We start from the raw sequence: 19,629 nt of genomic DNA, 5'->3' as shown, positions 1-19,629 counted from the left end.
CCGAGGGTGAGGTGTGGCGGTGCCGGCTGATGTACAGCGGGTGACGCGCAAGTAGCATGGCGCGCGGTTCGTGCGTGTTTCCGGCTCGGAGGATGTGTATGCGGGGGCGCCGGCAGGGTCCTGTCTTTCCCGGCTATTTGATGATTCTGCTGGTGGCGCTGCTGGGCCTGGCATTGCAGGTCTCGCCGCAGACGACGCACGTCGTGCAGAAATGGGCGCTGCCCGTCATCATCCTGTGCATGTTGCTGATCCCGGTCGTCCTGGCCTGGGAGAAGGGGCAGGAACGGCGGAATCTGGCGCGGCCGACCTGGAAGAACGAGCGGTCCCCCTATCCTGGGCTGGACGCGTTCACCGAGGACGACGACGGCGTCTTCTTCGGACGCGACGCCGAGATCCAGGAGCTCGTCGAGCGGCTCCGGCCGGGCGGCGAGCCGCGGTCGATCGCGGTGACCGGGCCGTCCGGCGTGGGTAAGTCGTCGCTGCTGCACGCCGGAGTCCTGCCGCGCGTCGAGCAGCAGCGCCGCTGGCTTGTGCTGCCACCGATGACGCCCGAGGACGACCCGTTCCGGTCGCTGGCCTACAGCATCGCCGACGCCCTCGGCTCCGACGCGCCGGACGCGGACGTCATCGCGGACGAGCTGCGCCGCGACCCGCGGCGGCTGCGCCGCTACCTCGGCTCGCTGCGCCGCGGGCGCCGCAACAGGTCGGTGCTGATCGTCATCGACCAGGCCGAGGAGATCCTCACGCTCGGCGGCGACGACGACGCCTTCCTCGGCATGGTCCGCGACGCCCTCGGCGCCGACCCGAAGCTGTGGGTCGTGTTCGTGTTCCGGGCCGAGTTCCTGACGACGTTCCTCAGCGGCGCGTTCGCCGAGATGTTCCGGCACCCGTTCGCGGTCACCGCGCTCGACCGGGCGGCGCTGCGGACGGTGATCCGCGAACCGGCGGAGCGGGCGGGCCTGACGTTCGAGCCGCCGGAGCTCGTCGCGCAGATGGCCGACGACACCGGCGACGGCACCGCCCTGCCGCTGCTCGCCTACCTGCTGCACGAGCTGTACCTGCACGTCGGACGGAACGGCACCGTCACCGCCGAGGACTACCGCCGGACGGGCGGCGTCGACGGCGCGCTGACCCGGCGGGCCGACCGGCTGCTGGCCGAGCTGGAGGCGCTCGACCCGGCGCCGCCCGTCCTGCCGACGCTGCTGAGGTTCGTCAAGTTCACCGAGGGGCGGCCGACCCGGCGGCGGGTCGCGGCGGACGAGCTGGACGGGCCCGCCCGCCTCGTCGTGGACGCGTTCGTCCGCGAACGGCTGTGCACCAGCGGGCGCGACGGCGAGCAGGCCGTGTTCGACGTCTCGCACGAGGCGCTGTTCTCCGCGTGGGCGCCGCTGCGGCAGACGATCGCGCTGCACGCCGAGACGCTGCGCCGCATCGCCGACCTGGAGCAGTGGGCCGCCGAGTGGGACCGCTACGGCCGCCAGGAGGCGTACCTGCTGCGCGGCGACCGGCTGGCCGGGGCGCGCAAATGGGTCGCGGAGGCCGCGGGCCTCGCCGCGGTCGAGCCGCTCGCCGCCGAGTTCGTCGAGATCTCGCACCGCTCGGACGGCGTCGCGATGCGGCGGCTGGCCGACTCGATCGCCCGGCAGGCGCTCACCGGCTTCCGCACCGACCCGGAGCGCAGCCTGCTGCTGGCGCTCGCCGCGCACGAGGAGTGCGCGCCGACGCCGCTGGCGCGGCGGGCGCTGTCGGCGGCCCTCGCGGTGTCCCGGGTGCGGGGCGTGCTGCGCGGCCACGAGGACCGGATCTGGTCCGTCGCCTGGTCGCCGGACGGCGCCCTGGTGGCGACGGCGTCGTCCGACCGGACGGTGCGCGTCTGGGACGCGGCCACCGGCGCCGAGGTGGCCGCGCTGCGCGGGCACGAGGGCCCGGTCGTGGCGGTGGCGTGGTCGCCGGACGGACTGCGCCTCGCGTCCGCGTCCGACGACGGGACGGCGCGCGTGTGGGACGCCGCCGCGCACGCCCGCGTCGCCGTCCTGCGCGGGCACCGGGACATGCTCTGGGGCGTGACCTGGTCGCCGGACGGCGCGCGCGTCGCGACCGCGTCCCGCGACGGGGACGTCCGGATCTGGGACGCCGCGGACGGCACGGCGACCGCGACCCTCACCGGCCACGGCGGCTGGGTCCGGGACGTGGCCTGGTCGCCGGACGGCACGCGCCTGGCCAGCGCCTCCGACGACCGCACGATCCGGATCTGGGACGCGGAGACCCACCGGGAGACGGCCGTCCTGGAAGGGCACGAGGACACCGTCCGCACGGCCGTCTGGTCGCCGGACGGGAAGCGCCTGGCGAGCTGCTCCTACGACCGGACGGGCCGCGTCTGGGACGTCGAGTCCGGCGCGTCTGGCCCCGTGCTGCGCGGCCACGCCGACCTGGTGTGGTCGATCGCCTGGTCGCCGGACGGCGCGCGGCTCGCGACCGCGTCGCACGACCGCACGATCCGGCTGTGGTCGGCGGCGGAGGGCACCGAGCTCGCGGTGTTCCGCGGGCACGGCGAGCCGCTGCGGGCGGTGGCGTGGTCGCCGGACGGCGACCGGCTGGCCAGCGGGTCCAACGACCGGACCGTCCGGTTCTGGGACGCCGAGCGCGCCGCGGAGACCGAGGTGCTGCGCGGCCACGAGGGCGCGGTGTCGGCGGTCGACTGGTCGGCGGCGGGAGTGCTGGTCACGGCGTCCGACGACCGGACGGCGCGGATCTGGGCGGCCGGCGGCCCGCGCGTCCTGCGCGGGCACACGGACGCGGTGTGGGCGGCGGCGTGGTCGCCGGACGGCGCGCGCGTCGCGACCGCGTCCCGCGACCGCACGGTGCGGATCTGGAGCGCGGACGGCGCGGAGCTGGCCGTCCTGGCCGACCACGACGACTGGGTGCGGGCCGTGGCGTGGTCGGCGGACGGCGACCGGCTCGCCTCGGCGTCCGACGACCGGACGGTCCTCGTGCGGCGCTGGCGGGACGGCGGGGAGCCGCTCGTGCTGCGCGGGCACGGCGACACCGTCCGCGCGGTCTCGTGGGCGCCGGACGGCGAGCGCCTCGCGAGCGGGTCGGCCGACGGCACCGTGCGGGTCTGGGAGACGCGGACGGGCCTGCAGCTCATGGTGCTGAACGTGCCGAAGAGCGCCGTCCGGACGATGGCGTGGTCGCCGGACGGGCGGTTCGTCGCGGCGCTGTGCGGCGACTCGGAGGTGCAGGTCTGGAACGCCGTGGACGGCGCGGAGGTGTCGGTGCTGACCGGGCACGACGGCTGGCTGTGGTCGGTGCGGTGGTCGCCCGACGGGTCGCGGGTCGCGACCGCGTCGATGGACCGGACGGTCCGGATCTGGGAGCCGGAGACCGGGCGGGAGCTGTCGGTCGCGGCCGTCCACGACGACGAGGTGCTGGACGTGGCGTGGTCGCCGGACGGCGGCCGCCTCGCGACCGCGTCCGCGGACCGGACGCTGCGCGTGTGGGAGGCGGTCACCGACGGCGCGGCGCTCGTCGAGCGGGCGCGCGGCCGGGTCTTCCGGCGGCTCACCGACGACGAGCGCCACACCCTGATGATCCCCGCTCAGCGGCCCGCGCCGGAGGGCGAGCCGTCCCCGGCCTGAGCGCGCGCCGAGCCGGCGCCCGCGGCCAGGCGGAAGGCCGAGGTGCCGAGCCCGGACGGTGACGGGACGCGCGGGCGCGGCGCCGCCCGCTCGTGGTAGCGGTCGCTCTCCCGGTGCCACTTGAGGATGCCCGCCATCCAGTCGCGCAGCTCGTCGAGGTAGGAGGCCAGCGCGGTGCGGGCGGTCGTGCCGAGGCCGAGTTCGTCGCAGAGGGCCGGGAGCTCGTGCTCGGCGAGCTGCTCGAACTGGTGGCGGCGGGACGTGATGAGGTCGTTGACGATGGGCAGCGCCTCGTCGCGTCCGCAGCCGAAGAAGTTCTGCACGGCGAGGACGCCGTTGTTCAGCTCCCCCTCGTACTCGATCTCCTTCTGGTAGGAGAAGCAGTCGTTCATGAGGCAGCCGACGTCCATGACGGACGCCTCGATCTCGCGGAGGGTGCGGGTCTCGAAGACGTGCGCGGGAATCTCGTGGGCGCGCCCGATCCGGGCAAGGGCGATCGTCAGCTCGGAGCCGAAGGTGCGGCGGCGCATCTCGATGTAGTCGACGGGGTCGGGGATGCGCGACTGGAGGTGGTTGTTCAGCTCCCAGAGCCAGCTTTCGACCATGTGCTCGACGGCCGCGCGGAACTCGCGCCTGCCGTCGTGGGTCATCGGTTCGGCGGTGCGCCGCCAGACGTCGCCGAGGGCGGTCTCGAAGGCGTTCTCCGGGGCGGGAGCGACGCCGCAGTCGAGCGGCATGAACGCGGACGCGCGGGCGGCGAACAGTTTCGCGCCGCCCATGTCGCGGTCGCGGTTGTACACGGCGGGGAAGTAGTCGTCGCCGTAGGTTCCGCAGGCCAGCCACTGGACGGCGAGGTCGAGGGCGTCCGGGGAGGCGTCCGGGGCGAGGGACGCGCCGCAGATCTCCAGCGCCATTCCGGTGACCGACTCGGCGCTCCAGATCGGGTCGGGCAGGCGCGGCTGCGGGGCGAACATGCCCATGTCGCGGCACCATTCGACGGTCTTGCGCCCGGCGGCGGCGCGGTGCGGGTTGACGCGGGCCGGGTAGGGGACGTCGAAGTCGGGCAGCGGCGTCGGCCCCACCCGCTGGTAGGGGACGTGCGGCAGGCTGATCCGCGCGGACCTCAGCAGCGCGGGGATCCGTGTCGCCGACATTCCGATCGGCTTCTTCTTGTTCATGTAGCGGCTGGAGCGCAGGTGCCATTCGTGGCATCCGGACTGCCAGTCTTGGAGCGCCTTCACGTAGGCGGACACACTCGCCCGCTCCACGGGTTTCAGGCGATGGTCCTCGAATAGGTGCGGTAGCTCGGTGACCGTCGTGTTCTCGAACTGGCGGAGCCGGGACGTCAGCAGGTCGTTGACCGTGTCGGCGGCGACCTGCGGGACGACGTGCAGGAACCGCTCCATCACCAGGACGGAGTTGTTGATCTCGCCCTCGGACTCGGTCTCGCGCTGGTAGGAGAAGATGTCGTTCCGCAGGTGGACGCCGTCGGCGAAGGTGTCCTTGAGGACGCGCAGCGGCCGCGTCCCGACGACGCGCTCGGGGACCTCGATGCCCGCCGCGTGCTCGGCCAGGTCGGCGGACCAGGGCGCGCCGCCGACCTTGCGGCGCATCTCGACGTACTCGACCGGGTTCGGGATGCGCCCCGTGCTGATGTTGGACAGCTCCCACCGCGACTCGCGCAGCAGGTTGAGCGTGCTCTCGGAGAAGCGGGCGAGCCACGCCTGCGACTTGGCCGGGACGGTGCGCGCCCACAGGTCGGCCAGCCCGCGCTCGACGGCGTTGCGGGGCTCGGGCGGGTCGAGCGACATGAACAGCGGGAGCCGGTCGAGGTAGACGCGGGCGCCCTCCTGGTCTTGCGGCTTCTTGAAGACCTCTAGGAAATGGTCGTCGAAGTAGAACACCCAGACGTACCAGTCGGTGACGAGGTCGAGTTCGGTGGCGTCGCAGTCGGGGTGGGTGTAGGCGCAGAGGAGGGCGTAGTCCATCGCTTCGAGCTGGGACTCGGTCCACACGTCGGGAGTGCCGGGGTCGCGGGCGTCGTCCAGCATCCGCATCTCGCGCGCCCAGGCCACGGTGTGCGACCGCGCGCCCTCCAGATGCGGGTTCAGCCGGGCGGGATACGGGACGTAGAAGTCGGGCAGCTCGAACGGTTGCATGGACCGGCCTCTCTGTCGGAGTCGGGATCCTCCGGGACTACCGGGAACGCAACCTACCGCAGTCGACAAGTTACGAACGGTGACATTGTGCTCTCCCGATTCTTCGGCAAAGCCCTGGGTAAAGCGTGGTCATGAAGGAGTCGCGCGATCCCGCGCGGACCGGCGACCCGCTGGAGGAGAACCTCCTGATCGCCCGGCGGGTCGCCGACGCCGCGCAACAGGAGATGCTGGAGAAGGCCAGGCGGCGCGTCCCGGCGTTGCGGCTGGGCGTCGTCGCCGGGGCGTTCGGGATGCTGGCGACGGCCGCCACGTACCGGATGAACGTCCTGCTGCTGGAGCGGAAGCTGCCGCCCGAGCTGGCGGCGCTCGTGGCGGCGGCCGTGTACGGCGGCGGCGCGGGCGCGGCGGCGCTGGCCGCGTCCCGGAAATGGCGCGGGCAGCCCGCGCCCCTGCCCTCCGAGACGGCGCGCCAGCTCGCGGAGGTGCTCACCGGGACCGAGCTGCCGACGCTGCGCGACCGGTCGGATTGACACCGGGCCGCGGACGTCACCAGACTCGGCGGCGTGCGGATCAGTGAGCTCGCCGGCGTGCGGGCCGCCAGGCCGGAGGCGATCGCCGAGGCCGCGGCGGCGCGGGCGCGCCGGGACGGGCCGTCCGGGCGGCTGCTGCTCGTCGCGGCGGACCAGCCCGCCCGCGGCACGCTTGGGGTGGGCCGCGACCCGGTGGCGATGGCCGACCGCGGCGAGCTGCTCGACCGACTGTGCGTGGCGCTGGAGCGTCCCGGCGTGGACGGTGTGCTCGGCACGCCGGACGTGATCGAGGATCTGCTGCTGCTGGGCGTCCTGGACGGCAAGGTCGTGATCGGCTCGATGAACCGGGGCGGTCTGGCCGGGACGTCGTTCGAGATCGACGACCGCTTCACCGCCTACGACGCGCGGGCGATCGCTGCGTCCCGCCTGGACGGCGGCAAGATGCTCCTCCGCATTGACGACTCCGATCCCGCCACCGCCCGGACGCTGGAGGGCTGCGCCCACGCGGTGACGGCGCTGGCGGCGCACCGGCTGATGGCCCTGGTCGAGCCGTACGTGTCGCACCGCGTCGAGGGGCACGCGCGGAACCTGCTGTCGCCCGAGGCGATGATCCGGGCGGTGTCGGTCGCGTCCGGGCTCGGCGTCACCTCGGCGTACACGTGGCTGGGCCTGCCGGTCGTGGCGGAGGTCGAGCGGGTCGTGGCGGCGACGACGCTGCCCGTCCTGCTGCTCGGCGGCGACGCGTCCGGCGATCCGGGCCCGGCGCTGGACGGCTGGCGGCGCGCCCTCCGGACGCCCGGCGTGCGGGGCGTCGTCGCCGGACGGTCGCTGCTGTACCCGCGCGACGGAGATGTGGGCGCCGCCGTGGACGCGGCCGCCGAACTCCTGCGAGCCGCCGAACCCCTGTGATCGGCGGGCGATCCCGGGTAGGGGCCCGGGCATGGACAGCGAAGCCATCCCGGTGCACGCCGACCTCACCCTGGTCGTGAACGGACGCGAACACCGGCTCAACGTCGACACCCGCGCGTCCTTGCTGGACGTCCTGCGCGAGGACATCGGGCTCACCGGCTCGAAGAAGGGCTGCGACCACGGGCAGTGCGGCGCGTGCACCGTCCTGCTAGACGGACGCCGCGCGAACGCTTGCCTCGCCCTGGCCGTCGCCCATGACGCGGCCGAGGTCGTCACGGTCGAGGGACTCGCGGACGGCGAGCGGCTCAGCCCCGTCCAGGAGGCGTTCATCGAGAACGACGCCTTCCAGTGCGGGTACTGCACGCCCGGCCAGCTCTGCTCCGCGACCGGCATGCTGGACGAGGTCGACCAAGGCTGGCCCAGCGCGGCGACAGCCGACGTCAGCGCCGAACCCGTCCTGGACGACGACGAGATACGCGAACGGATGAGCGGCAACCTGTGCCGGTGCGGCGCCTACGTCGGCATCGTCGCCGCCGTACGCGCGGGGGCTCGGAGCAGGGAGGCGGCGGAGGCATGAGGCCGTTCACCTACGAGCGCGCCACCAGCGCTGAGGACGCCCTCAACCGCCACAACGGCGACGCCTACTACCTTGGCGGCGGCACCAACCTGGTGGACCTGATGCGCCTCGGCGTGGAGACCCCGACCAGGATCGTGGACGTCGCGCACCTCCCGTACGACCAGATCCAGTTGAACCCGGACGGCGGCGTCCTCATCGGCGCGGCCGTGACCAACAGCGCGCTCGCCGCCGACCGGACCGTCCGCGAAGGGCACCCGATGCTGGCGCAGGCCGTCCTGGCAGGGGCGTCCGGACAGATACGCAACCTGGCGACGGTCGGCGGCAACCTCCTCCAGCGCACCCGCTGCTCCTACTTCCAGGACATCGCCAAGCCGTGCAACAAGCGAGACCCCGGAAGCGGATGTCCGGCCATAGAGGGCGAGCACCACAACCTGGCGATCCTGGGTCATTCGCAAGCATGCGTGGCGACGCACCCGTCCGACATGGCCGTGGCCCTGGCCGCGCTCGACGCGCTGGTGCACATCAGGGGTCGCGCCGGAGCGCGCGTCGTCCCCATCGAAGACTTCTACCGGCTCCCCGGTGACGCACCGGAGCGCGACACCGTGCTCGAACCGGGCGACCTCATCACGGCGGTGGAGGTCCCGCCGCCCGGCATGCCGTCCCGGTACCGGAAGGTCAGGGAACGTGCGTCATTCGCGTTCGCGCTGGTCTCGATAGCCGCTTCCCTGGACGTGGTCGGCGGCCTCGTGCGCGACGTCCGGCTGGCGCTGGGCGGCGTAGCCCACAAGCCCTGGCGCGCCCGCCGCGCCGAGGAGGAGCTGCGCGGCGCACTCGCGACGCCCGACGCGTTCCGCCGCGCCGCCGACGCCGAACTGGCCGAGGCCGAGCCACTACGCGACAACGCCTACAAGGTCCCGCTAGCCCGCAACCTGATCGTCCAGACGCTCACTGAACTGGAGGACACACTATGACGGAGCGTCTGGAGAGTCGGGAGAAGGTCACGGGTGCCGCGCGTTATGCGTTCGAGTATCCCGTGGAGAACGTCGCGTATGCGGCGGCAGTGCAGGCGAGTGTCGGACGAGGCGAGGTCCTGTCCGTCGACGTCGAGGCGGCGCAGAGCCTTCCTGGGGTACTCGCCGTCCTTTCTCATGAGAACGCGCCGCGAGTGGACAGCGAGGCAGACGGCGAGCTAGCGCTGTTCCAGTCCCGGATGGTCTCCTACCGCGGACAGTTCGTCGCGGCCGTCATAGGCGAGACGCTCGAAACCGCGCGGGAGGCGGCACGTCTGGTCCGGGTCGAGTACGCGGCTGAGGAGCCCGACGTAAGGCTCCGCACCGACCACCCCGGTCTCTACAAGCCCGACAAGGTGAATCCCGTCTTCCCCACCGACACCGAGCTAGGCGAACCGGAGACGGCGTTCGCCGATTCGGCGGTGCGCGTGGACGTCACCTACACGACCCCCGCCGAGCACAACAATCCGATGGAGCCGCACACGACGCTCGCCCTCTGGGACAAGGACGGGTCCCTTCTGCTCTACGACTCGACCCAGGGCACGTCGGCCGTCCAGTCGACCATCGCGAAAGTGTTCGGTCTCGACCCGGCGCAGGTACGTGTCATCGCCCCGCACGTGGGCGGCGGGTTCGGTTCCAAGGGCATGCCCAAGCCCAATGTCGTCGTGGCGGCGATGGGGGCGCGGGTGACGGGGCGTCCCGTCAAGTTCGCCGTCCCCAGGCAGCAGATGTTCGCGACGACCGGCTACCGGACGCCGACCGTCCAGCGGGTCAGGCTGGGCGCGGACCCGGACGGACGCCTCAACGCCATCCTCCACGACGTGTTCGAGCAGACGTCCACGGTCAGGGAGTTCGCCGAGCAGACGGCGACACCGACCCGGACCATGTACCAGGCGCCGCACCGGCGGACGTCGCACCGGCTCGTCGCCCTGGACGTCCCCACCCCGTCCTGGATGCGCGCCCCCGGCGAGACCCCCGGCATGTACGCGCTGGAATCGGTGATGGACGAACTCGCCGTCGTCACCGGCGTCGACCCGGTGGAGCTGCGCGTCCGCAACGACACCGACCGGGAGCCGGAGAGCGGCCTGCCCTTCAGCTCCCGCAACCTCGTCGCCTGCCTCCAGGAGGGCGCCGACCGCTTCGGCTGGGCCGGACGCGACCCCGCCCCCGGCGTGCGCCTGGAGGGCCGCAAGCTCGTCGGGACGGGCGTCGCCGCGTCCACCTACCCCGCCTACATGCAGCCCGGCCGGGCGACCGCCCGCGCGGAGCCGGACGGGACGTTTACCGTCCGCATCGCCGCCGCCGACATCGGCACCGGCGCCCGCACCGCGCTCACCCTGATCGCCGCCGAGACGCTCAAGGAGGACATCGGCCGGGTCACGGTCGAGATCGGGGACAGCGCGTTCCCGCGCGCGTCGGTCGCGGGCGGCTCGTCCGGGACTGCGAGCTGGGGGACGGCCGTCGTCCGCGCCTGCGAGTCCCTGCGGGGCAGGCTGAACGGCGAGGTCCCGCCCGAGGGGCTGGAGGCGTCGGCCGACACGTCCGCCGAGGTCAAGGACCGGGACGAGTACGCCCGCCACGCGTTCGGCGCCCAGTTCGCCGAGGTCGAGGTGGACGCCGACACCGCCGAGATCCGCGTCCGCCGCATGCTCGGCGTGTTCGCGGTCGGGCGCGTCCTCAACCCGCTCACCGCCCGCTCCCAGTTCATCGGCGGCATGACGATGGGCATCGGCATGGCGCTGATGGAGGAGAGCGTCATGGACGGCGAGTTCGGCGACTACCTCAACCGCGACCTCGCGCAGTACCACGTGCCGTCCTGCGCCGACGTCCGCGACGTCGACGCGTTCTGGGTGGAGGAGTCCGACCCGCACCTGAACCCGATGGGGTCCAAGGGGATCGGCGAGATCGGCATCGTGGGCGCGGCGGCGGCCGTCGGGAACGCCGTCCACCACGCGACGGGCGTCCGCGTCCGCGACCTGCCGATCACCCCGGCGAGGCTCCTGCCGCACCTCTGACCGGGCGCGATCCTGCCTGCGGGCCCTACTGCCGGTAGCCCTCGACCTCCCCGGCGGGACGGACGTGCGCGTCGTCCGGGTTCTGACCGGCCGCGATGCGCGCCCGGCGCTGGCGCAGCAGGTCCCAACACTGGTCGAGCGCCACTTCGAGCCGGCGGAGCCGCTGCTGCGCGTCCGCATTGCTGGTCTCGGCGCGCTCGTGCGACTGCCGCAGCGCGTGCTCCTCCTCGATGAACTCGTTGATACGTTCCAGGATCGCCTTCTCGTCCATGAAATGGCTCCCGATCGTGGTTTTCCGGCCCGGTAGGGCTCAGGAGGGGCCGACAGATGAGAGCCTTGCATATACGGAGCCGCACACGGTAGTGGCGCCCCCGGTCCGAGGCGAGGAGCGGATGACGGTCTGGCGGATCACCGAAGGCGAGGGCGGCACCGAGCCCGGCGAGCGCGGCGTGCCGTGCGACATCGTCGAGCACGACACGGCGCTGCTGCGCATCGCCGCCGCGACCGGGTCCCCGTGGCTGCTGATGGCCGGGGAGATCGACGTCTCGAACTCCTCGGACGTGACGCGCGCCGTGCGCGGCGCCCGCGCCCGCGGGGCGGGGGACGTCCACATCGACCTCGGCGCCGTCGACTTCGTGGACGTCGCGGGTCTGCGCGCCTTCACGCTGGCCGCGGGCGAGCTGCACGAGCAGGGGCGGATGCTCGTCCTGCACGCGGTGTCGACGCACCTCGACAAGCTGTTCGGGCTGATCGGCTGGAGCGACACACCCGGCCTGCGCATCCACTGCCGTCCCCGCGCCTGAACGCGACCGGCGAAAAGGCCGCTCGGACCACCCGGCGGGTAATCGGTTCGCCATGCCTTTCTCGCCATTCGGCAAAGGCCCGAATCATTTGCCGGATATATCCATCAACATCCGGTCTGGGGCAGTTTGATCCACTAAAGCCCGGTTAGGAGGGGTCTACAGCTCTCGATTCCAGAGGGGGATCTCATGGTAAGGCGTAGAGAGCGCGCGGAAACGCCGGTGTCCCACGAGCACGCCGGGGCGGCCGAGCCCGCCGAGGGCGCCACGACCGTGGCCCCGGGCCATCGCGGGGGCGACCTGCCGGGCGAGCACGCCCTGTGGGAGGACAGGACGCGAATCTCCTTGACGCCCATCGCGGCGCCGTCCATCCTCGGGCTGTTCGGGCTCGCGGGGGCGTTCATGATGGTGGGCGCCTGGCAGGCCGGCTGGTACGGCAACGCCGCCACGCCGCTGATCCTGTGGCCGTTCGTGCTGACCTTCGGCGGCCTCGCCCAGTTCCTGGCGGGCATGTGGGCCTACCGGGCGCGGGACGGCCTGGCCACCGCGGTCCACGGCATGTGGGGGGCGTTCTTTCTCGGCTGGGGCTTCTTCTTCATGCTCGTCAGCATCGCCGCGGTCCCGGTCGCGCTGGTGCCCACCATCGGCAGCCTCCGCGAGGGCTTCGCCTTCTGGTGGGTGGCCCTGGCGGTGATCAGCGGGCTGGCGGCCCTCGCGGCGCTCGGCGCGAACCTGATGTTCTCGCTGCTGCTGGCGTGTCTCGCGGTCGGCTCGGGGTTCACCGCGGCCGGCTACTGGACCCCGTCCACCTGGGCCGTGCACGTCGGCGGCTGGCTGTTCGTCGCGGGCGCCGTCCTGGCCCTGTACGTGGCCGCCGCGATGATGATGGAGAACACCTTCGGCCGGACCATCCTGCCGACCTTCAAGACGCGCGTCGCGGGCAACGTCCCCGGGCGTCGCGGGACGAGGCCGCTCGAGTACCGCATGGGCGAGCCCGGGGTCCGGATCGGCCAGTGATCTCCGGCGTTTCGCCTTGACATTCCCGTTGCCCTATGCTGGGCCGATCCTGGGGAACAGCTCAAGCGGAGGGGACGACCCTCCGCACCCCCGGAACGGCTCGGAAGGGGAGCGGGAATGTCATCGGCGGTCCGGCGGACGTGGCGGCGCCTCGTCCAGAGCTACACGCTGCTGTGCGCGCGTGACGACGCGGCGGAGCGCGGCGTCACGATCCCCAGCGGCATCTGGGCCTGTGTGCGCTGCCACCAGGCCCATCTCGAACTCTCGACCCTCCACCACCACCTCCGCACCGAGCACCCCTGACCCGCCCCTGACCCGCCTCGGAGGCTCGCTCAGAGGAACTGGGCGATGGCCTGCTCCAGGCGGTGGACGGACAGCGACTCCCCGGCCAGCCCCTTGGTCACGTCGACCAGCTCCTTCAGCCCGCCCGGATAGTCCAGGCAGGTCATGAGGATGGCGAAGCAGTCGAGACGCGCCTCGGCCTGCCGGGAGACGGCCCCCGCGATGTCCCGGCGCAGCGCGCCGACGACCCGCTCGCGGCCCTGCGCGGAGCCCAGCAGCGGGACGTCCAGCATCCGGTCCACCAGCGTGAAGATCGTCGGCCGGTCCGGCGCGGGCTCCCCGGCGAGCGGCGGCGAGGTCGTCGCCACGTCCAGCGGAGCGCGCGCGACCGGGGCGGCGGCCCCCGGGATCCGGATCCACGCGGAGGCGTCGGTCTCCTTGACGGCGACGTCGACGCGCCGGTAGTCGTCCGGGACGATCCGTCCCGCCGCGCGCCGGACGACCTCCTCGAAGACCCGCTCGGACACGATCAGCGAGAACCACGCGCCCGACTCGCGGAGCGCCTCCTTGAAGGCGGGCGCGTCCAGGATCCGGAAGGCGTGGTTCACGGCCGCGCCGACGAGCCCGCGCCCGTCGAACTCGGCGTCGCCGGTGTGCACCGACACCCGCAGCCTGATCCGGGCGATGTCCGCGGCGACCTTGTTGTAGCGGGCCAGTTCGGCGCGCAGCGTGTCGGCGACGTCGACCAGCAGCGGTTCGACGGGGACGTCGGGCGGCAGGGCGAGGAGCACGCCGTCCCCGCGGTCCTCCCAGTAGGAGTCGGCGAAGGAGACCCCTCCGGCCGCGAGGCTCGTCTCCAACCGCGTGTACAGGGCGTCGCGCATGTGCCGCCGGATGTCGTCGCTCCGGTCCGCGTCCCCGAAGCCCGCGATGTCGCATCCGACGATGACGCAGTGCCCCGAGGGACGCCATCCGGCGCGAGCCCCCTCGCGACGAACAGGTTCGTCCGGCGTCATAGGCCCGCTGGTCCCTCCGTCGTCGTCAGGCCCCCGGTCTCAACTCTGCTGCCTTTCGGTCGTCCCGGCAAGCGCCACCGCGCACTACCGTAGGCGGGCAGGGATGATGCAGGGACGACACCTGCGGCGGCTGCGCGAGGGCTCGGCGGACGCCGCCGGGCCCGACCTGGCGCACTTCGCGAACGTGGCCGTCGCGGCGGGCGTCCGGGCGGGGCTGTCGTTCACCGCGCCCGCCGTGGTCCGGGTTACGCCGACTGTCGGTCACCGCTGGGGAAAGCACGCTCGACGTCCATCTCGACGACCTCGACCCCTACCGGGACAACCACCGGCTCGGGCCCGCCGACCGGCTGGACGGCGCCGCCGCCGACGCCTGGCGGCGCACCCTGGACGGCGCCTGGCGCTTCATCGCCGCCGACGACCCCGGTCGGGCCGCCGCGATGGCCGCCGGGCTGAACGCGCTCGTCCCGCTGGCGACCCGCGACGGGCAGGGCGGGCAGAGCGGGCAGGGCGGGCGGCGGGGCCTCAGCGCCACCAGCGCGGACGCCTTCGGCGCCGTCGCGATCACCCGGCCGCGCGACGCGCTGCTGTTCGCGGAGTCGCTCGTCCACGAGTTCCAGCACGTCAAGCTGTGCTCGCTGCTCGGCAGCGTCCCGCTGTACGCGGACCGGCCGGGCGAGCGGCACTACTCGCCGTGGCGCGACGATCCCCGCCCGCTCGGCGGCCTGCTCCAGGGCGCCTACGCCTACCTCGGCGTGACCGCGTTCTGGGGACGGCGGCGCGGGCGGCTGACGGGCGGCGACGCGGCGTACGGCGAGTACGCGTTCGCGCTGTGGCGCGAGCAGACCGCGTACGCGATCGGACGGCTGCCGGCCTCGGGCCGCCTCACCGAAGCGGGCGAGCGGTTCGTCGCGGGCATGCGCGCGTCCCTGGACCGGTGGGCCGACGTCTCGCCGCCCACCATCGCGCGGCGGCAGGCGGAGAGCACCGCCGCCGACCACGCCCTCGTCTGGCGGCTCCGCAACCTTCGCCCCGACCCGGACGAGGTCCGCCGCGCCGCCGCGCGCTGGCCGTCGGCCGACCCCGGCCCGGCCGTGGCGGCCGCCTCGCTGCTGCCCGCCGACGTCCGTCCCGGCACGCCCGGCGCGCGCTCGGACCTGCGGGCGCTGTCGCTGCGCGACCCGGCGGCGTTCGCCCGGCTCGCCGCGCAGGGGGAACCGGCCGCAGACCTCGCGCAGGTGCGGGGACGGCACGACGCCGCGATCGCGTCCTACCGGGCGCTCATCGCGGCGGAGCCGGAGCGTCCCGAGCCGTGGGCCGGGCTCGCGCTCTCGCTGCTGGGCCGCGGCCGCGACGACGCGGCGCGGACGCTCGCCGCCCGTCCCGAGGTCGTCGCCGCCGTCTACCTGCGGATCGTCCAGGACAAGGGCGCCTCGCCCGATCCGGTGGAGGTCGCCCGGTGGCTGGCCCCGGCGGTGCCCGGCGACGCCTCGCCGGTCGCGCCGCGCTGGGACGCCTCAGAGCGGCGTCGGGGCGATGTCGCAGTCGAGTAGCCGTCCGCTCTCCGCCGCCCGCACGTCGGGATGGCCGGCGCCGAGCGCGTCCGCCAGCGCCCGGACCGGCTCCCCGCCGTCCCCCTCCAGGCCGAGCGCGGCGCGGATCACCTGGTGGTTGTGGGCGGACGCCAGCGCGTAGACGTGGCCCGGCCCGTACCGTGCCCGGAACCGCTCCAGCGTCTCGTTGGACCGGATGCGGGCCGCCTCCAGCCGCCCCATGTGGAACAGGTCGTTGACCAGGCCGACCGAGCAGCACAGCGCGAAGTAGTGGTCGGCGCCGAGGCTCTCGCGCAGCGCGTGCGCGGACGTGTCGTCGAGCACCCGCGCCCCCTCGTGGTCGCCCGACTCGCGCAGCGCCGTCGCGAGGTCCGCCGCGCAGGCGTGCGTGAACGGATGGTCCATGCCGAGGACGTCGCGGTGCCCGGCGAGGGCCGTCTCGCCGAGCCGGTGGGCGCTGCGCGCGTCCCCCGTCGCGAGGTACGCCTGGACGAGCACGCGCCGCGCGGCGAGCGTGTCCGGGTGGTCGTCGCCGTAGCGCTGCCGGTGCAGCCGCAGCGTGTCCTCCGCGAGCGCCCGCGCCGCCGCGTGCGCGCCGAGCTTGCGCAGCGCGACGGCGTAGCTCATCTCGGTGTGCAGGACGAAGGCGTGGTCGGACGCGAGCGTCTCCCGCATGATCGTCAGCGCGTCCCGCTGGAGCGCGGCCGCCGCGCCGTAGTCGCCGAGCCCGTGCAGGTCGCGGGACAGCTGGCTCATCGCGAGCAGGCTGTTGCGGTTGCGCGGCCCGAGGCTCGCGCGCAGCTGGTCGAGGGAGTCGGCGTCGATCCGCCGCGCCTTCTCGAACTCGCCGAGCAGCCGCAGGTCGATGCCGACGTTGTTGGCGACGCGGAGCGTCTCGACGTGCCCGCTCCCGAACAGCCGGGCCATCCGGCGCAGCGTGTCCTGGTCGAGGTCGAGCGCCTGCCGGAACGCCCCGCGCAGCCGCCGGTCGGCGGCCACGTTGCGGGCGGCGCGCATCGTGGTCGAGTGGCCGGGGCCGAACCGCTCGGTCGTCCGCCGGTGGATGTCGGCGTTCAGCGCGTTCGCGGCGGTGAGGTCGCCGAGGGCGCGCAGCACGGTGCCGAGCTCGCGGCCCGCGATCAGCACCGACTCGTCGTAGGGGCCGAGCTCCGGCCGCCAGCGGGCGAGCGCGGTCTCGGCGAGCGCGCGGCTGCCCTCGAAGTCGCCGAGCAGGTAGAGGTAGCGCATCTGGTCCAGCGCCACCCCCCGGACCTCGGTGGACGCGCCGTCGATCACCCCGGCGGGCAGCACGTGCGGGGCGATCTCGGCGCGGATCTCCCAGGTGGTCTCGTCGTCCGGCGGGGTGCGCGGGGTGGCGGCGGCGAGGATCCGGTGCACCCGCTCCTGGACGGCCCCGCGCTCGTCGTCGGCGAGCCTGTCCTGCAGCATCGCCCGGACGAGCCGGTGGACCTGGAGGCTGCACGTCCCCGCGTCGTAGCGGCCGAGGGCGTAGCGGTTGATGTCGGACATGGCGCGGCGGAGCAGGTCGGTGTCGGCGAGCGTCGCGCGCAACTCGTCGGGGAGCGTGTTGTCGGCCGCGCCCGCCGACAGCAGCCCGCGCGCGACCGGCTCGGGGCCGAAGAACGCCCACAGCTCCAGGAGGCGTCCGGCGGCGGGGGAGTCCTCCAGCAGGCGCTCGAAGGCGAGGCCGAGCGTGGCGGCCAGCTCCGCTGGATAGTCGAGGGACGGGGTCGTCCCTGGCGCCCGCCGCAGCCTGCGGTTCAGCAGCCGCAGGTACTCCCGGCTCGGACGGCCCGTGACGGCCTGCCACGCCGCCGCCTGCTCGACCGCGAGCGGCAGGTCGCCGACCCGCTCGGCGAGCCGGTCCGCGTCGGCGGGGGTGAGGCCGGGCGCGCGGCGGCAGAGCAGCGCGACGCTCTCCGCGCGCTCGAACACGCCGACGTCGGCGGCGGCGGTGCGCTCGGCCCACCGGCGGTCCCGGGACGTGACCAGCACGTGCCCGCCGGGGACGGCCGTCGTCAGCGGCCCCTCGGCCGCGTCGCGCCGGACGGGCATCAGCGGGACGATCTCGTCCGGGTCGGCGGCGTTGTCGTAGATGAGCAGCCAGCGCCCGTGCCGGCGGCCGGCGCGCAGCGCGTCCAGGAGCCGCTCGACGGTGCGGTTCACGTCGTCGCTCAGCGGCGTGCCGAGCCGCCGGGCCAGGTCGGCGAGCGACGACCTGGCCAGCGTGATCTGCTCGGCGGGCACCCACCAGACGAGGTCGTAGTCGGCCGCGTGGCGGTGCGCGTACTCGACGGCGAGCTGCGACTTGCCCTGCCCGCCGAGCCGCCGCGGGTCGGCGGGGAGGAGCGACGTCACGGCGGTGGACAGCTTCGTCCCGACGTCGCGGAGCAGCGTGTCGCGGCCGGTGAAGTCGGGGTTGCGCGACGGCAGGCCGCCGCCGAGCAGCGGGGCGGGGGCGTCGCGAGCGCCGTCGTCGGGCTCGTCCCGGCCCGCGCCCTCGCTCGCGGACGGCGGACCGGTCGGCGCCGCGCCCTCCGCCGCCGCGCCCTCCGCCACCTCGGCCAGCCGCTCGGCGAGCCGCGCGTACCGGCCGCCGAGCCGGGCCAGGACCCGCGCCGCGACCTGCGCGAACGGCGGGTCCTGGCGGAGGTCCTCGGAGCCCTCCCGGACGGCCCGCAGCAGCGCGGGGAAGTCCTGCGCCGAGCCCCACCGCCCCCGGACGACCTCCCACACGCTCCGCAGGACGCCGAGCGCCTCGGCCCGTCCGAGCCCGCTGAGCAGGACGTCGCGCACCCCGTCGTGGAACTCGTACTCGACCCCGTCCGGGTCGACGCCCGGGCGGGCGCGGCGCATCAGGCCGCCGAGGAACACCTCCGCCAGGTGCGCCGAGGTCGACTCCGGCAGCGTGGCCTGCTGGACGAGCGACATCACCTCCAGCCGCAGCGGCGCCGCCGCGAGGTAGCGCGCGAGCCGGAACGCCGTCGGCGAGGACGCGGCGCGGAAACGCTTCACCCGCTCGTCGGCGGGGCGGTCGCCGTCCTCGTCCGCGTCGCCGGGGACGTCCCGGACCGGCGGCGCGCCGGTGAACACGGCGACGGCGGCGGTCGGGCCCGTCCCGTCGCCGACCAGCTCCGCCCACGGGCGCAGCCAGCGGGGCTCCAGCTCCATCACCGGGACCGCGACGCCGGGCGGGACGCCGAGCCCGCCGCGCGGCCGGACGGTGAGCCGGTCGTTCGGCTGCCCCGCCCGGTCCGCGCCGATCCAGACGGGCTCGGCCGCCGCCGCGCACCGCCACCACAGCCGCTGCGGCAGCGGCTGGAGGATCGCCACCGGGGCCGTCCGCGCCCACCGCTCCAGGACGGCGGCGGCCCGCCCGTCGCCCCAGGCCCGGCCGATGCAGTCGCTGAAGACGAGGACGACGCGGCGGCGGGTCGGGTCGATCAGCTCGTCCGGGCTGCGCCCCGGCCCGGACGACGCCTCCCCGGTGCGCAGCACGAGCGTCCCGTCGTCGGCGTTCAGCCGCCACACGCGGACGTCCCGGAACGCGCCGAGCCGCTCCATCAGCGTGCGCAGCTCGGCGGCGAGGCGCGTCCAGACGACCATGGACGAGCTGCCGTCCACGACGAGCGCGAGGTCGAGCCACCGCTCCGGGGCGGGCTCCATGACCGGTTCCCAGATCCCGGTCTCCGCGATGCGCTGCGCCGTCGCGCCCTCGACGAGGTGCTCCACCGTCCGGGACGAGGACCGGCCGCGCAGCGGGCGCAGCGCGCGGGCGAGGCTCAGCGCGCGCGGGATCGCGGGCGCCGCCGGGGCGCGGACCGGGTCGCCCGCCGCCCGCGCCGTCCCCCCGACGTGCAGCCGGGCCTGCGGCGACGCCGCCGCCGGACGGGCCGGCCGGGGCGGCGCGGCGAGGCCCGCGTCCGGCGGCTCCAGGACGGCGGGCGGCGGCGCGTCGCGCGCCGGTTCGGGACCGGGCGGCGCGGGCGGCCGCGCGGCGGCGGGCTCCGCCGCGGGCGCGAGCCGCGCGAGCCAGAGCGCGTCGGCGATCTCCTCGGCGGTGGGCTGCGGATCGAGCGCCTCCAGCGCCTCGATCAACCGGCGG

The 19,629-nt window shown here is 74.4% G+C and carries 14 protein-coding genes; 10 read left to right on the top strand and 4 right to left on the bottom strand.

The window, feature by feature from the left end; all coding sequences use genetic code 11:
• Positions 1–140 precede the first annotated feature (140 nt).
• Positions 141–3,638, top strand: a complete 3,498-nt coding sequence (locus FXF68_RS03790; RefSeq protein ID WP_187437699.1) for a WD40 repeat domain-containing protein — start codon at positions 141–143, stop codon at positions 3,636–3,638.
• On the opposite strand, the gene FXF68_RS03785 is transcribed toward FXF68_RS03790, so the two are convergent.
• Positions 3,599–5,797, bottom strand: coding sequence for a terpene synthase family protein (locus FXF68_RS03785; RefSeq protein WP_148757481.1), 2,199 nt, complete (start codon positions 5,795–5,797; stop codon positions 3,599–3,601). The two genes, FXF68_RS03790 and FXF68_RS03785, sit on opposite strands and share 40 nt — an antisense overlap.
• Positions 5,798–5,928: 131 nt before the next feature.
• Between FXF68_RS03785 and FXF68_RS03780 the strand changes: the two genes are divergently transcribed.
• The 5 genes from FXF68_RS03780 to FXF68_RS03760 are packed head-to-tail and all read left to right on the top strand — an operon-like array spanning position 5,929 to position 10,838.
• Positions 5,929–6,327 (top strand): phage holin family protein, encoded by a 399-nt coding sequence (locus tag FXF68_RS03780; RefSeq protein ID WP_148757480.1) that lies wholly within the window; start codon positions 5,929–5,931, stop codon positions 6,325–6,327.
• A gap of 33 nt (positions 6,328–6,360) precedes the next feature.
• A complete protein-coding gene (locus tag FXF68_RS03775) occupies positions 6,361–7,236 on the top strand; it encodes a Cgl0159 family (beta/alpha)8-fold protein (protein ID WP_148757479.1) in 876 nt (291 codons plus the stop codon).
• Between the two features lie 31 nt (positions 7,237–7,267).
• A complete protein-coding gene (locus FXF68_RS03770; protein ID WP_187437698.1) occupies positions 7,268–7,813 on the top strand; it encodes a (2Fe-2S)-binding protein in 546 nt (181 codons plus the stop codon).
• Positions 7,810–8,784 carry an FAD binding domain-containing protein gene (locus FXF68_RS03765; protein WP_148757477.1) on the top strand — a complete coding sequence of 325 codons (975 nt, stop codon included), beginning with the start codon at positions 7,810–7,812 and terminating at the stop codon, positions 8,782–8,784. The genes FXF68_RS03770 and FXF68_RS03765 overlap by 4 nt, the downstream gene beginning before the upstream one ends.
• Positions 8,781–10,838: a xanthine dehydrogenase family protein molybdopterin-binding subunit gene (locus FXF68_RS03760; protein WP_148757476.1), complete on the top strand. Its 2,058-nt coding sequence runs from the start codon at positions 8,781–8,783 to the stop codon at positions 10,836–10,838. The genes FXF68_RS03765 and FXF68_RS03760 overlap by 4 nt, the downstream gene beginning before the upstream one ends.
• A 25-nt stretch (positions 10,839–10,863) precedes the next feature.
• Here the strand turns inward: FXF68_RS03760 and FXF68_RS03755 are convergent, their stop codons facing one another.
• The gene (locus FXF68_RS03755; RefSeq protein WP_148757475.1) at positions 10,864–11,109 is read right to left on the bottom strand and encodes a DUF2630 family protein; all 246 of its coding nucleotides are present in this window, start codon (positions 11,107–11,109) and stop codon (positions 10,864–10,866) included.
• Positions 11,110–11,230: 121 nt separating this feature from the next.
• On the opposite strand from FXF68_RS03755, the gene FXF68_RS03750 reads away from it, so the two are divergent.
• From FXF68_RS03750 to FXF68_RS03740, 3 genes are all read left to right on the top strand, one after another.
• On the top strand, positions 11,231–11,641 hold the full coding sequence (locus FXF68_RS03750; protein WP_187437697.1) for an STAS domain-containing protein: 411 nt from the start codon (positions 11,231–11,233) through the stop codon (positions 11,639–11,641).
• A 186-nt stretch (positions 11,642–11,827) separates the two neighbouring features.
• The gene (locus FXF68_RS03745) at positions 11,828–12,655 is read left to right on the top strand and encodes an acetate uptake transporter family protein (protein WP_148757473.1); all 828 of its coding nucleotides are present in this window, start codon (positions 11,828–11,830) and stop codon (positions 12,653–12,655) included.
• A 117-nt stretch (positions 12,656–12,772) separates the two neighbouring features.
• On the top strand, positions 12,773–12,958 hold the full coding sequence (locus FXF68_RS03740; protein WP_148757472.1) for a hypothetical protein: 186 nt from the start codon (positions 12,773–12,775) through the stop codon (positions 12,956–12,958).
• 29 nt (positions 12,959–12,987) lie between these two features.
• Here FXF68_RS03740 and FXF68_RS03735 read toward each other — a convergent pair whose 3' ends face one another.
• Positions 12,988–13,821, bottom strand: a complete 834-nt coding sequence (locus FXF68_RS03735) for an effector-associated domain 2-containing protein (protein WP_148757471.1) — start codon at positions 13,819–13,821, stop codon at positions 12,988–12,990.
• A 386-nt stretch (positions 13,822–14,207) separates the two neighbouring features.
• Here FXF68_RS03735 and FXF68_RS03730 point away from each other — a divergent pair, with 386 nt between their 5' ends.
• On the top strand, positions 14,208–15,503 hold the full coding sequence (locus tag FXF68_RS03730) for an aKG-HExxH-type peptide beta-hydroxylase (RefSeq protein WP_342787108.1): 1,296 nt from the start codon (positions 14,208–14,210) through the stop codon (positions 15,501–15,503).
• Here FXF68_RS03730 and fxsT read toward each other — a convergent pair.
• On the bottom strand, positions 15,468–19,622 hold the full coding sequence (gene fxsT / locus FXF68_RS03725) for an FxSxx-COOH system tetratricopeptide repeat protein (protein ID WP_148757469.1): 4,155 nt from the start codon (positions 19,620–19,622) through the stop codon (positions 15,468–15,470). The genes FXF68_RS03730 and fxsT overlap by 36 nt on opposite strands.
• Between the last annotated feature and the right edge of the window lie 7 nt (positions 19,623–19,629).

The organism is Actinomadura decatromicini (genome assembly GCF_008121305.1).
Lineage (GTDB): Bacteria > Actinomycetota > Actinomycetes > Streptosporangiales > Streptosporangiaceae > Spirillospora > Spirillospora syzygii.
The sequence above is the reverse complement of the archived record's forward strand: the minus strand, read 5'-3'. Positions and strand labels throughout refer to the sequence as shown.